This window comes from Enterobacter cloacae complex sp. HYC074_NIDB (assembly GCF_056673345.1).
Genome location: NZ_CP114214.1, coordinates 4,371,393 through 4,385,013, shown reverse-complemented (window position 1 = coordinate 4,385,013; position 13,621 = coordinate 4,371,393). Strand labels below are relative to the sequence as shown.

Annotated in this window: 13 protein-coding genes; 9 read left to right on the top strand and 4 right to left on the bottom strand. The window is 56.6% G+C overall.

Translation table 11 applies throughout. From position 1 onward, the window contains the following. Window positions 1-8: 8 nt before the first annotated feature. The 3 genes from hslR to O1724_RS21395 all read right to left on the bottom strand — a co-directional run bounded on the left by hslR (window position 9) and on the right by O1724_RS21395 (window position 3,293). Window positions 9-410: a ribosome-associated heat shock protein Hsp15 gene (gene hslR, locus O1724_RS21405; protein WP_003861618.1), complete on the bottom strand. Its 402-nt coding sequence runs from the start codon at window positions 408-410 to the stop codon at window positions 9-11. Beyond that, window positions 407-1,090, bottom strand: a complete 684-nt coding sequence (gene yrfG, locus O1724_RS21400; protein WP_126297146.1) for a GMP/IMP nucleotidase — start codon at window positions 1,088-1,090, stop codon at window positions 407-409. The genes hslR and yrfG overlap by 4 nt, the downstream gene beginning before the upstream one ends. A gap of 64 nt (window positions 1,091-1,154) precedes the next feature. Beyond that, on the bottom strand, window positions 1,155-3,293 hold the full coding sequence (locus O1724_RS21395; RefSeq protein ID WP_003861620.1) for an intracellular growth attenuator family protein: 2,139 nt from the start codon (window positions 3,291-3,293) through the stop codon (window positions 1,155-1,157). A gap of 327 nt (window positions 3,294-3,620) precedes the next feature. On the opposite strand from O1724_RS21395, the gene nudE reads away from it, so the two are divergent. Further along, a complete protein-coding gene (nudE, locus tag O1724_RS21390) occupies window positions 3,621-4,181 on the top strand; it encodes an ADP compounds hydrolase NudE (protein WP_058659679.1) in 561 nt (186 codons plus the stop codon). Window positions 4,182-4,275: 94 nt separating this feature from the next. Here nudE and mrcA read toward each other — a convergent pair whose 3' ends face one another. Next, window positions 4,276-6,828 carry a peptidoglycan glycosyltransferase/peptidoglycan DD-transpeptidase MrcA gene (gene mrcA / locus O1724_RS21385; protein ID WP_023314953.1) on the bottom strand — a complete coding sequence of 851 codons (2,553 nt, stop codon included), beginning with the start codon at window positions 6,826-6,828 and terminating at the stop codon, window positions 4,276-4,278. A 120-nt stretch (window positions 6,829-6,948) separates the two neighbouring features. Here mrcA and O1724_RS21380 point away from each other — a divergent pair, with 120 nt between their 5' ends. From O1724_RS21380 to damX, 8 genes are all read left to right on the top strand, one after another. Beyond that, window positions 6,949-7,722, top strand: a complete 774-nt coding sequence (locus tag O1724_RS21380; RefSeq protein ID WP_126297144.1) for a type IV pilus biogenesis protein PilM — start codon at window positions 6,949-6,951, stop codon at window positions 7,720-7,722. Beyond that, on the top strand, window positions 7,722-8,213 hold the full coding sequence (locus tag O1724_RS21375) for a PilN domain-containing protein (protein ID WP_072140025.1): 492 nt from the start codon (window positions 7,722-7,724) through the stop codon (window positions 8,211-8,213). The genes O1724_RS21380 and O1724_RS21375 overlap by 1 nt, the downstream gene beginning before the upstream one ends. 3 nt (window positions 8,214-8,216) lie before the next feature. Then, window positions 8,217-8,669: a HofO family protein gene (locus tag O1724_RS21370; protein ID WP_023314950.1), complete on the top strand. Its 453-nt coding sequence runs from the start codon at window positions 8,217-8,219 to the stop codon at window positions 8,667-8,669. After that, window positions 8,659-9,063 carry a HofP DNA utilization family protein gene (locus tag O1724_RS21365; protein WP_003861627.1) on the top strand — a complete coding sequence of 135 codons (405 nt, stop codon included), beginning with the start codon at window positions 8,659-8,661 and terminating at the stop codon, window positions 9,061-9,063. Before O1724_RS21370 ends, O1724_RS21365 begins: the two co-directional genes overlap by 11 nt. After that, window positions 8,975-10,213, top strand: a complete 1,239-nt coding sequence (hofQ, locus tag O1724_RS21360) for a DNA uptake porin HofQ (RefSeq protein WP_126297143.1) — start codon at window positions 8,975-8,977, stop codon at window positions 10,211-10,213. The genes O1724_RS21365 and hofQ overlap by 89 nt, the downstream gene beginning before the upstream one ends. A gap of 286 nt (window positions 10,214-10,499) precedes the next feature. Beyond that, on the top strand, window positions 10,500-11,021 hold the full coding sequence (aroK, locus tag O1724_RS21355) for a shikimate kinase AroK (protein WP_003861630.1): 522 nt from the start codon (window positions 10,500-10,502) through the stop codon (window positions 11,019-11,021). 57 nt (window positions 11,022-11,078) lie between these two features. Then, window positions 11,079-12,167, top strand: a complete 1,089-nt coding sequence (gene aroB, locus O1724_RS21350; RefSeq protein ID WP_003861631.1) for a 3-dehydroquinate synthase — start codon at window positions 11,079-11,081, stop codon at window positions 12,165-12,167. A gap of 92 nt (window positions 12,168-12,259) precedes the next feature. Next, window positions 12,260-13,564 carry a cell division protein DamX gene (gene damX / locus O1724_RS21345; protein WP_045349841.1) on the top strand — a complete coding sequence of 435 codons (1,305 nt, stop codon included), beginning with the start codon at window positions 12,260-12,262 and terminating at the stop codon, window positions 13,562-13,564. The last annotated feature ends 57 nt before the right edge of the window (window positions 13,565-13,621 follow it).

Sequence of the window (13,621 nt, the reverse complement as noted above, 5' to 3'; positions counted from 1 at the left end):
GGTGAGGGTTACTCGCTCTCACCGTGTTTAAATTTCATCAGATCGCGGCGCTCTTTTTTATCCGGTCGCCGGTCCGGGTGAGGCATAGTTAGCGCGTTCATTTTGCGCGCCAGCGCGGTTTTCTCGCGCTTCTCTATGCTTTCGGCCGTCTCTTCATACAGCAAAACGGCTTCGGTTGCGGGCCGCCGTTGTTCGGTAATGGCTTTCACCACCACCGTTTTCTCATCGTTGCCCTGGCGAAGCGTTAACGTGGCATTCAGTTCAACCAGCTTGCTCGGTTTGCTGCGCTGACCGTTGTAATGCACCTTTCCGCCGTCAACCATTTCACGGGCAAGGGCGCGCGTTTTGTAAAAACGGGCGGCCCACAGCCATTTATCCAGTCTTACCCCATCAGAGGGTTTTTCTTTCATGGCGTCTCCTTCACGGTGAGTGAGGGGATCATCCGGCGATAGTCGTTCAGCCCCGGATGTCGCAGATAGCTTTTTTCAGCCAGGCCGGAATCCGGATTGGTCACGCCCAGACAATAGCGAATGCCAAAAGCGGCCGCAGAATCCAGAATCGGCTCGCTGTCGTCAATGAACAGCGTGCGTTCCGGCTGTAAACCGGTCTCTTCCACCACGGCATGCCACAACCGCTGATCCTCTTTCGGATAACCAAATGTGTGGGTGGAAAGCAATAAATCAAGGTGTGAAGCAAGCCCGGTATGTTCCAGCTTCACGGCCAGGTTATGGGGATGCGCATTTGTCAGCAAAATACGGCGCTTACCGCAGGCCTTCAGCGCGTCCAGGAACGGGACCGTATCTTCGCGCAGTACGGCGCGTGCGCCCTGGGCGGTGGTCATGGCACAAATATCCAAACCGAGTCGCTCGCTCCAGTAGTCAAGACAGTACCAGTTTAGCGTATGCTGCACCGCGCTATATTGCGAACGAATGAATTCCTGCGCTTCTGCCGGGGAGATCCCCTGCTGTTCACCGTAAGTTTCCGGGACCAGCTTTTGCCAGAAATAGTTATCAAAGGCGAGATCAAGCAGCGTGCCGTCCATATCAAGCAGGACGGTATCGACCACCTGCCAGTCGATATCAAGATGCATAAGGGGGAACTCCAGCCAGAAGAAACGTGCGCGACAGGGTAGCACAACTTGTCGCGCAGGGACGTTATCCGATCAGGCTCTCAGAAGAGGAGATCAGTTTCGGGTTAAGGCAATTTTCGTAGTAGGCCTGGATTTCTGCCAGCCGCGTGCGGGAACGCTGATAGCGGCGTACGGCCTGATAACCGTTCCAGACGATGCACGCCAGCATCGCAATCAGCAGCAGGGATGTCCCTATATAGCGCCACAGGCCAGCGCTATCCGGCATACGGTGCAGGCCAATATGACGCGTGCCGTTGGCGTCGGTAAAGAGGGTGGTGACGATCCCTTCCGCGCTGAATGGCGTCTGCATCAGCATCTGCGCCAGACGCTGGAATTCGCTCCACTGCTCCTGTGCCGGATAGTCATACAGCGAAACCTGCGGATAAGGTTGATCCACCAGGTCGCTGCCTTCATCGCTGGCAATCACAAAACCGCCCGGCGCCGGGCTGTTAAGCGCCTGGGCGGCACGGGTGGTTTCACGCATCACGAAGGGGGCAGTAGAGGTCGCTACCAGATTATCCAGCGACTCGGCGCTGACCGGACGCAGAAGCACGTTCACACCGTCCAGGCGTCCCGCTTCGGCGCGTTTCACCAGCGCGTCCCAGTCTTTGCTGTTGCCGAGGTTGACCAGCGCGTTCTTCAGCCGGATACAGTCATCCTGGGCGGAACAGAGATCCTCGGTTTTCAGGACGATTTCGCCAAAGTCATCCAGCAGTACCATGCCCGACTTCTGAATAGCCGAACGCAGGGCAGGGCTGACGCGAGAATCATCATCCGGTTTCGGATGGAGCTGGCGATTAATCGTCTGGGTGAGCGCAGTGGCCTTATTGACCACATCCGATTCCGGCAGCGGCAGCGGAGAGGCGTCATTCCAGATGATCTGAGAGCAGTCGAACGGCGCGAACGGCGAGTTCTGGCGCGTGTTCCAGGCACCCGGTGAGTGGATATTACACATCCCGGTGCCTTTGAGGCGCAACGTATCCCCCACGCGTACACCCGCTTCTTCGAGCTGCTGTACGCTGGTGGCTTCCACGGTTTGCGCCCCTTTAATCCATGACAGGGTAAATTTAATTGGCATATCCAGCGGCACGAAAAGCAGCAGCATGAGGAAGATTAACGCGGCGCCACCGGCAATCACCGCGCTGCGAAGCCAGTGCTGAAGCGGGAAGTTTTTTACTTCGTCGTGCAGGGATAAGTAACGTCCCTGGCGTACAACGTGGCGGTCGAGATAGATATCAATATCCGTTTTGTGGCCCAGGTCCTGCGCAATCCACGGCTGCCAGTGGCGTGGATAGATAAGATCGATGATCCCGAGCGAGATATTGTTGATATGTTCCTGATCGTTCTCACCGAACAGTCCCCAGCGTTTTGGGGTTCCGCGCAGGCAGTGAATTTCGCGTAATGACGTTTTTGCCGGCGGGGCAAATATGCCCCACAGCCCGGCGGCCAGAAGCAGTACTGCGCCACCCGCGAGCCACGGAACAAACACGTCCGGCGTCAGCAGGCAGATGAAAAAGAGCAGGAACGAGACGACAATCAGCACCGCTTCGCGAATGCCATCCGGGCGGCTCAGGACGTACTCTTCATGCGTTTCCTGGCGGATGTTGAGCAGTTCAATCTGCTCTGTCTCTTCACCACGAATAGAGGCCTGCGTTCCGCTCGCGCGTTCCAGCGCAAAGCGTGGCGCTTCCTGAACATATTCGCTCAGAGTATGACCATTAAGGGAGATAACCAGCGGCAGCGTATCGGTATGGATGAGCTCGACGCTGTTTTCGTCGTTAATATACTGTTCCCAGAAGGGAGGCAGGTGTACTTCAACAGAGTCGAGATAGTAACGCCATTTGTTGGGATCGTCGGTTGTGATGCCGTAGCGGGTAATGGAGCGCGTCACGCACAGAACGGTGTCGCTTTGTGCGTTAAGGTTGAGCGATACGGGGGCGGCGCTGGCGCCGGTAGGGCCAGGCGAAAGCCGGGATCGGTTCAGCGTGTCGAGATACTGCTCAACGGTGCTGCGTTCCTCTGGCGAAAGCTTGCGCGTGTTTGCCCCGGCGAACGCGTTTAAAAAGGGCAGCCGATAACGGCGATGTACGCGGCGCCTGAATACCCACACCGCAATCGACGCGCAGGCCAGCACAGCAGCGAGAAAAATCAAAATGGTGCTCATGCTTTCCCCATCTTACTTATCTTCTTACAGGTGTTGTCAGTCGCACCTTTTGTACAATGAATGAGATTCTGTGGTCGGCTATCGGCAAGTATGGAGTCTAACTTGAGCATGTTGACGCGCATCCCAGTGACCGGTAATGATAACAAAGCCTGTTCCGGCGCGATATCAGCAAATTCCTGGAAACATTTCAACCTCTTGACATTTGTTTTGAAATGAGAATCGCATTCAATTACGTTGCATAAATGTAAATAAAGAGCAAATGACATTGCCGAAACCGTGCGGCGTATCGCACAATAAAGCCAGTTCACCCAGCAAAGACCCGTCAAGATGACCAAACCCTTACAAAAGCCCACCATTCTGAATGTTGAAACCGTCGCGAAATCGCGTCTGTTTAATGTCGAAAGCGTGGATCTGGAGTTCAGCAACGGTGTGCGTCGTGTTTATGAGCGTATGCGCCCCTCCTCGCGTGAAGCGGTGATGATAGTGCCTATCGTCGACGAGCACCTGATCCTCATTCGTGAATACGCCGTGGGCACTGAATCCTACGAGCTGGGCTTCTCCAAAGGACTGATCGATCCGGGCGAAACGGTGTTTGAAGCGGCAAACCGGGAGCTGAAAGAAGAGGTCGGTTTTGGCGCGAAAGAGCTGACGTTCCTGAAAAAGCTGAGCATGGCGCCGTCCTATTTCTCCAGCAAAATGAACATCGTTGTCGCGGAAGATCTCTATCCTGAATCGCTGGAAGGAGACGAGCCGGAACCGCTGCCGCAGGTTCGCTGGCCGCTGGCTCATCTGATGGATTTGCTGGAAGATCCTGACTTTAACGAGGCACGCAACGTGAGCGCACTGTTCCTGGTACGAGAGTGGCTGAAGGGGCAGGATCGTTTGTAGCGCCACCATTAAAAACGGCAACCGAAGGTTGCCGTTTTGCATTGATGTTGTAGGCCGGGTCAGGCGTAGTCGCCACCCGGCTTTTTAGTTGGCGTCAGAACAGTTCGTGCGTCTCGCCGTTATCAATGATCTCTGTACCCACCTCATGCACCGCCTGCGTGGTTGGCTGCGTACCCTCGATGAAATACTCGGCACGGCTATTACCGCCATTCGCGAGCTGTCCAGTGCTGCGGTCAATATTGATCGTGACAATGCCCGGCGGAGGCGTTAGCGGCTGCTCCGGCACGCCCTCGAGAGCGGCCTTCATGTAAGCATCCCAGGCCGGTTGCGCACTCTTAGCCCCACCCTCGTAACCGGAAATCTGATCTTTAATCGCGCCAGAAGCGGTTGTGCGCCCCAGAGTGCGGCGGTGATCGTCAAAACCAATCCAGACCGAGGTGACAACGCCCGGGCCATAACCTGAGAACCAGGCATCTTTTGAACTGTTGGTTGTCCCGGTTTTGCCGCCGATGTCGTGGCGCTGCAAATCGCGGCCCGCTCGCCAGCCGGTGCCTTGCCAGCCCGGTTCGCCAAAGATGTTGGTGTTCAGTGCGCTCTTAATCAGGAACGACAGCGGCGTGCTGATCACGTGCGGGGCGTACTCCTGCGCGCCACTCTGGGCGACCAGCGCCTGATTGGCCTGTTCCAGCTGAGGCTGCGGCACCGCCAGATTCTGACGTTCCTGAGAGATCGCCACATCTTCCATATCCTTGTTTTCCAGGACATTGGATTTTGGCGTGTCGCCGTAAATCACCGGAATATCGCATTCAGGGCAGGCAATTTTCGGTTTCGCTTCAAACAGTACGCCGCCCTGATCGTTCTCGATTTTGCTGATGAAATACGGATCGACCAGGAATCCCCCGTTCGCCATCACCGAGTAGCCACGAGCGACCTGGAGCGGCGTAAAGGACGCGGAGCCGAGCGCCAGAGATTCGGTATGAACAATGTTTTGCGCCGGGAAGCCGAAGCGTTGCAGATACTCTGCCGCATAATCAACGCCCATCGCACGCATCGCGCGAACCATGACCACGTTCTTCGACTGGCCAAGGCCCTGACGCAGACGGATAGGGCCAGCGTATTGCGCCGGAGAGTTCTTCGGCTGCCAGTCAGAGCCCGCACCGGCATCCCAGCGGGAAATTGGCACGTCGTTGAGAATGCTGGCGAGCGTCAGCCCCTTATCCATCGCCGCGGTATACAGGAACGGTTTGATGTTCGAACCAACCTGACGCAGCGCCTGGGTCGCGCGGTTAAATTTGCTCTGGTTGAAATCGAACCCGCCAACCAGCGCCATCACGGCACCGTTCTGCGGATTGATGGAGACCAGCGCAGAGTTGACGTCCGGCACCTGCGCCAGCCACCAGGCATCACCGACCTGACGGACCCAGATTTGTTGTCCGGTTTGTACCACATCGGTCACTTTACGTGGCGTCGGGCCCTGAAGAGTGTCAGAGCGGTACGGACGCGCCCAGCGGACACCCTCCATGCGCAGCGAAACGGATGTACCATCGGCCATCATCGCCACCGCTTCCTGCGGATCGGCCTGGGTGACCACAGCCGGACGCAGCGGGCCATAGGTCGGCAGCGCTTTCAGGGAATCAGTGATTTTTTTACTGTCCCATGCGCCTTCCCCCACTTTCCACAGCACGTTGGACGGGCCGCGATAGCCGTGACGCATATCGTAATCCATCACGTTATTACGCACCGCCTGCTGGGCAGCCTGCTGCACTTTGCGGGTCACGGTGGTATAGACGCGATAACCATCTTCATACGCTTTATCACCGTAGCGACTCACCATCTCCTGGCGAACCATTTCAGTGAGATACGGTGCAGAGAAGGCGATTTCCGGCGCATGGTAATTGGCGTCAATAACGTCGCTGCGCGCCTTATCGTACTCAGACTGACTGATATAGCCTTCGCTCAACATACGCGACAGCACCACGTTACGGCGCGCGGTGGCGCGGTCCTGCGAGTAGAGCGGGTTAAAGGTGGATGGCGCTTTTGGCAGGCCGGCAATGGTCGCCATTTCGCTCAGCGTGAGCTGATCGATCGGCTTACCAAAATAGACCTGAGCCGCAGCCCCTACGCCATAGGCGCGGTAGCCCAGATAGATCTTGTTGAGGTAAAGCTCAAGGATCTCGTCTTTGCTCAGCAGTTGCTCAATGCGGATCGCGAGGAACACCTCTTTGATCTTACGCATCAGCGTCTTTTCCGGGCTGAGGAAGAAGTTACGCGCCAGCTGCTGGGTAATGGTACTTGCCCCCTGAGAGGCATGACCGGAGAACAGCGCCACGCTTGCCGCACGGAAAATACCGACCGGATCGACACCGTGGTGCTCGTAAAAACGGCTGTCCTCGGTGGCGATAAAAGCTTTCACCATCACGGGTGGGATTTGATTTAAGGTCAAAGGGATACGACGTTTCTCGCCGTATTGCGCCATCAGTTCACCATCGGCGCTATAGACCTGCATAGGGATCTGAAGCCGCACATCACGAAGCGTGGCGACATCAGGGAGTTGCGGCTCGACATATTTGTACAAACCAATAATCGAGCCTGCTCCCAGCAGAATGCAACAGACTGCAAGGATCAATAAATACTTTACGAACTTCACCGGAGATTTCCCATTTGGTTTAGCCTGGGCAGTTTCTAAACAATCGCGCGGTAGTATAAAGGCAAGCCTGATTCATTGATATAGCCGTCACTCCGACGGGCGATAAGGAGATCGTGAAGCATGGCTTTTAAAACGTGGCAAACAGGTGTTCATATTCAACAGGATAAGGTGGTTGCGGTGGCGCTGACCAGAGAGCGGGCCGGATGGCGTTTACGGCGCTGGTGGGCGGTGCCGCTGTCGGACGGCGTTATCGGGGAAGGCAAAATACTTAAGCCAGAACAGCTGGTTAACGCATTACGTGGCTGGCGAAAAACATTGCCGCACTCGCATCGGGTATTCCTCTCATTTCCGGCAACGCGCGTTCTGCAACGCGCGTTGCCCCGTCCATCCGTTACCTTGCGTGACAGCGAACAGCTCACCTGGGTAGGCGCCGCATTAGCGCGTGAGCTGGAGATGCCCGCCGATACGCTCTGCTTTGACTACGCGCAGGATACGTTCAGCAACACTTTTCAGGTTACCGCAGCGCAAAACAGAGAGGTCGATACCCTGTTGACGCTGGCGAACGCGCTGCGTTTGCGTCTGGCAGCAATCGCCCCGGATGCCGGCGCGCTGGCTAATCTTCTCTCTGCTGTTGCCCCCGCCCGGTGCGTCGCCTGGAGAGATCAACACCAGTGGCTATGGGCGATGCGTCACCAGTGGGGGCGGCGCTACACCACAGAAGCGGCGACGGTGAATGAACTGGCGGCGCTGCTTGCGCTTTCTTCTTCTGATATCGCCGTGTTTGATGCTGCCCGCGAGCCCTGGGAAGCGGTGACGCTGTGCCAGCCGCCGCTGCCGGAATGCGGTGCTGATTACACCGTCGCCCTGGCGCTGGCCATGAGCGAGGCGCCGTAATGAGCATGCCCAATCTTTTACCCTGGCGTCGGCAGCAACGTAATCAGCGCCTGCGTTTCTGGGGGATGCTGTTTGCCGCCTCATTGCTGGTGATGCTGGCGGGTGGTATCAGCCTGCGGGCGACGCAGTCTCTCGCGTTACAGGCGTTGCAGCGCGAACTGGCGGGGACACGGGCGGTGCAGAAAGTATTGAGAGCCCGTCAGCCGCAGTCAGCGGGGCTGAAAACCCCTTCGCCGCCGTCTGATCCGGCCTGGCAACCCGCGCTGGAATCGCTTGCCAGCGCAATGCCCCGGCAGGCGTGGCTGACGGCGCTGCGTTATCAGCCACCCTCGCTGACCCTGACCGGCTATACCACTTCACTGCCAGCGCTCGCAGCCATGACCGATGCGCTGAAAAGGGTGACGGGATTTAACCCCGGACCGGCAGGCGAACTGCAACAGGATAGTCTGGGGCGATGGATGTTCTCTTTTAAACTGCATAGCCGGAGGTAGCCGGTGGGTATCTGGTATCAACGCTGGGCTGATGCTCGTCCTTCCCGGCGCGTCCTTTGCTGGTTGATCGCGTCGGGGCTTGTTGCGTGGGCAATTTGGGGACTACTGCTCAGGCCCGCTGCTCTGCGTTACGCCGATGTTCAGGCGCAGGCCATCAGTGCGAAGCGAATCAACGCCTCGCTGTGGCCAGAGGCCGGACGGCAAGCAGTGTTTACGCAAGTGACGCCCTCGCGGCCCTTTTCTCCCCTGGCATTTCAGCGTGAGGACGCAAGGCTGGTGTACTGGAAGCCGCAGCAGAGTGGGGGAGAGCTGGCGCTGGATGCCTCATGGGGCGCGGTTCCGGCGCTCTTTTCCCGGCTGGCGCTTGAGAACGTGCGGGTGAGTGCGTTTTCCATCATCCCACAGGGCAAACAGTTACGCCTCAGCCTGCAACTGGAGATCGGTCATGCGCAGTAAAGCCCGTTTAGTCATCCTGCTTTCTCCGCTTTTCCTGACCGGGATGCGGGATCCCTTCTCTGTGCCGGAAGAGCGTTGCGCAGCCGGGCAGCTCAGCCAGTGGCGGTATCAGGGGATAGTCAGCGGCAGCAGGGATATCGGCCTTATGCAGGACGGGCAGAAACGCTGGCACCGGGTAAAAACGCAGATGCGGTTACCGACAGGCTGGCGGGTGAGCGCGATAGATAGACAACAACTGACCGTTGATGTCGGCGATATGTGCGAGCCGAAGCGATGGACATGGCAACGAGAAGGAACGAAAAAAAGTGAAGATAAGGATAGGGCTGTTACTGGCGGTACTCAGCCAGCCCCTGTGGGCCGCGACGCCAAAACCGGTCACCCTGCTGGTGGATGATGTCCCGGTGGTGCAAATATTACAGGCGCTGGTAGCGCAGGAGGATCGCAATCTGGTGGTGTCGCCGGATGTCAGCGGTTCGCTTTTGCTGAATTTAACGCGGGTGCCCTGGAGGCAGGCGCTTCAGACGGTAGTGAACAGCGCCGGGCTGGTATTGCGGGAAGAGGGCGGCATTTTTTATGTGCATACGGCGGCCTGGCAACGGGAGCAACAGACGCGTAAAGAGCAGGAGCGGGCCCAGCGTCTGCTCGACGCCCCGCTGCACTCTCACAGCATTCCGTTTGCTTATGCGGATGCGGCCGAATTGCAAAAAGCGGCGGAAAAGCTCTTAAGCCCGAAAGGCAGTCTCTCCGTCGACAAGCGCACCAACCGTTTTCTGGTCAGGGATAACCAGACGGTGGTGGATATGCTACAGCGCTGGGCTGTGCAGATGGATCTGCCCGTCGAGCAGGTGGAACTGGCGGCGCAGATTGTGACCATCAGTGAAAAAAGCCTGCGTGAACTGGGGGTGAAATGGAACCTCGCTGACGCAACGGAGGCCAGTAAGGTGGGTCAGGTCACGACGCTGGGTGCGGACCTGTCGGTGGCCAGTGCGACCACCCACGCAGGGTTTAACATTGGACGCATCAACGGCAGGATGCTGGATCTTGAGTTGTCGGCGCTTGAGCAAAAGCAGCAGGTGGATATCATCGCCAGCCCGCGACTGCTGGCATCGCACATGCAGCCGGCCAGCATCAAGCAGGGCAGCGAAATTCCGTATCAGGTTTCCAGCGGCGAGAGCGGGGCGACATCCGTTGAATTTAAAGAGGCGGTATTAGGCATGGAGGTCACGCCGGTGGTTCTGCCGGGCGGTCGCGTGCGCCTGAAATTGCATATCAGTGAAAATATGCCTGGCCAGGTGCTACAACAGGCAGACGGCGAAACGCTGGCGATCGATAAGCAGGAGATCGAAACGCAGGTAGAGGTAAAAAGTGGGGAAACGCTCGCGCTGGGCGGGATCTTTTCGCAAAAGAATAAAACCGGACGCGACAGCGTGCCCGTGCTGGGCAACATTCCGTGGCTGGGTCAGCTGTTCCGCCATGACGGAAAAGATAACGAACGGCGCGAGTTAGTGGTGTTTATCACGCCACGTCTGGTCAGTATTCAGTAATGGGTAACGATCCCCGCAATGATTTTGCATTCAGTTTGTTGCAGATGTTTGACGTGGGGCATGAATTAGCATACAAGGAGTACCGATTTGAGTTGGACTTACGTCTTATTTCCTTATGCGCCGGGAACGGTGATTTAATCAGTTGCCAAACAAGCCGGAGTATTGAGATAATTTTTCGTCTGACTCTCGCTCTATTGCAAATGAGGTTTCAGTTCATGTCCTGCTACGCCGGGTGTCTGCGCAGCGGGGATTACCATTAACGAATAGTCTTAGTAGTACCGAAAAAATGGCAGAGAAACGCAATATCTTTCTGGTTGGGCCTATGGGTGCCGGCAAAAGCACTATTGGGCGTCAGTTAGCTCAACAACTCAATATGGAATTTTACGATTCTGATCAAGAGATTGAGAAACGAACCGGAGCGGATGTGGGCTGGGTCTTCGACGTAGAAGGCGAAGAAGGTTTCCGTGACCGAGAAGAAAAAGTGATCAACGAACTCACGGAAAAACAGGGCATTGTGCTGGCAACTGGCGGCGGCTCTGTAAAATCTCGCGAAACCCGCAACCGTCTCTCCGCCCGTGGCGTAGTGGTCTATCTTGAGACGACCATCGAAAAACAGCTGGCACGCACGCAGCGTGATAAAAAGCGCCCGTTGTTGCAGGTTGAAACACCGCCACGTGAAGTTCTGGAAGCTTTGGCCGATGAACGCAATCCTCTGTACGAAGAGATTGCTGATGTGACCATTCGTACTGACGATCAAAGCGCTAAAGTGGTTGCAAACCAGATTATTCATATGCTGGAAAGCAACTGATTCTGGCTATATATACACTCGCCTGCGGGTAAAAGCATTTAAGGTGGATGTCGCGTCATGGAGAGGATTACAGTTACTCTCGGGGAACGTAGTTACCCTATCACCATCGCGGCTGGTTTGTTTAACGACCCAGCTTCCTTCTTACCACTGAAAGCGGGTGATCAGGCGATGCTGGTCACCAACGAGACGCTGGCTCCGCTTTATCTCGACCGTGTACGTCACCTGCTTGAGCAGGCGGGCGTGAAGGTCGACAGTGTGATTCTGCCCGATGGCGAGCAGTACAAAAGCCTGACGGTACTGGATACCGTCTTTACCGCACTTCTGCAAAAACCGCACGGTCGTGATACAACACTGCTTGCCCTGGGCGGCGGCGTTGTGGGCGATCTGACCGGTTTTGCAGCCGCCAGCTACCAGCGCGGCGTGCGCTTTATTCAAATTCCAACCACGTTGCTCTCACAGGTCGATTCTTCTGTGGGCGGTAAAACGGCGGTTAACCATCCGCTCGGCAAAAACATGATTGGCGCGTTCTACCAGCCTGCATCGGTGGTGGTGGATCTCGACTGTCTGAAAACCTTGCCAGCGCGCGAACTGGCGTCCGGCCTTGCAGAAGTGATCAAATACGGCATTATTCTTGACGGGGAGTTCTTCACCTGGCTGGAAGAGAATATGGATGCGCTGCTGCGCCTCGACGGGCAGGCAATGGCCTACTGTATTCGCCGTTGTTGTGAGCTGAAAGCAGAAGTCGTTGCCGCAGATGAGCGTGAAACCGGCTTACGTGCTTTACTGAATCTGGGGCATACGTTTGGTCATGCGATCGAAGCCGAAATGGGCTACGGTAACTGGCTTCACGGTGAAGCTGTCGCTGCCGGAATGGTTATGGCGGCGCGTGCCTCTGAACGTCTGGGGCAGTTCAGGCCGGAAGAGACAGCACGTATCATCGCGTTGCTTAAACGTGCTGGCTTGCCGGTAAGTGGTCCGCAGGAAATGTCTGCGCAGGCGTACCTTCCCCACATGATGCGCGATAAAAAAGTATTAGCAGGTGAGATGCGTCTGGTACTCCCGCTTGCAATAGGGAAAAGTGAAGTGCGCGGCGGAGTGCCGCACGAAGTCGTACTTGGCGCTATTGCTGATTGTCAGCAAGCGTAACAACTAGAAAGGTCAGACCGCTGTAACAGGTGGTCGTTTTAGCTTCAGGTTAATGCAGAGTCGTTGGCAGAAGCCTTTGAGTGGGGTGTTAAATGGATGAATTCAAACCAGAAGACGAGCTGAAACCCGATCCCAGCGATCGTCGTACTGGTCGTTCTCGTCAATCTTCAGAACGTGATAACGAGCCGCAGATCAACTTTGACGATGTCGATCTGGATGCAGACGATCGTCGCCCTTCGCGTAGCCGCAACGCGCGCAATGAGCGTGAAGACGAGGAGTTTGAATCCGAAGAAGAGTTAATGGATGAACAGCCTGTTGAACGTCGACCGCGCAAGCGTAAAAAAGCGGTAGCGGCAAAACCGGCCTCCCGTCAGTACATCATGATGGGCCTTGGCGTTCTGGTGCTGGTATTGCTTATTGTCGGCATTGGTTCCGCGCTAAAAGCCCCTTCTACCCATTCTACCGAGCAGACCGCGTCTGCCGAGAAGAGCATCGACCTGTCTGGTAACGATGCGAGCAACCAGGCGAATGGCGCTCAGCCTGCGCCGGGCACCACTTCCGCAGAGCAGACCGCAGGCAATACCAGCGCCGGTCAGGATATCTCTCTGCCGCCTGTCTCTTCTACCCCGACTCAGGGCCAGGCGCCAGCTACGCCTGAAGGCCAGCAGCGTGTTGAGGTTCAGGGCGATCTGAACAACGCGCTGATGCAGCCGCAGAATCAGGAACAGGTTAACGCTGCCGTGGTGAACTCCACGCTGCCAACTGAACCAGCCACCGTTGCGCCAGTTCATGGCAGCAATGCCCAGCAGCAGACGGCGGCAACGGAAACCAAACCGCGCCAGACGCAGACTGCACCACGCCAGGAGCGTAAGCAGGCTGTGATTGAGCCGAAGCGTGAGACGAAACCACAGGCCGTGGCAAAAGCGCCAGAAACGAAAGCGCCAGCGCAGACAAAACCTGCGGTGAGCCAGCCGGTTAAAGCGCCAACGCCTGCGGCAACCGCTGCACCGAAAGCAACGGCGACCACAACCGCACCTGCTGCAACAACACCTGCTGCAACAACACCTGCGGCTCCCGCAGCCAAAACGGGCGCTTCGCCAGGTAAAACGACGGGCAACGTGGGTTCTTTGCAGTCGGCCTCTTCCAGCAACTACACCCTTCAGCTGAGCAGTTCGTCTAACTATGACAACCTCAACGCCTGGGCGAAGAAATCGAATCTGAAAAACTACGTGGTTTATCAGACGACCCGTAACGGTCAACCGTGGTATGTGCTGGTGAGTGGTATTTATGCTTCCAAAGATGAAGCAAAACGTGCCGTTTCCACGCTGCCAGCCGACGTGCAGGCGAAAAACCCGTGGGCGAAGCCGATTCATCAGGTGCAGGCCGATCTGAAGTAATGTTTAAAGCGCAGGATGCTGTCGGAGCTTTCTCCACAGCCGGAGAAGGTGTAATCA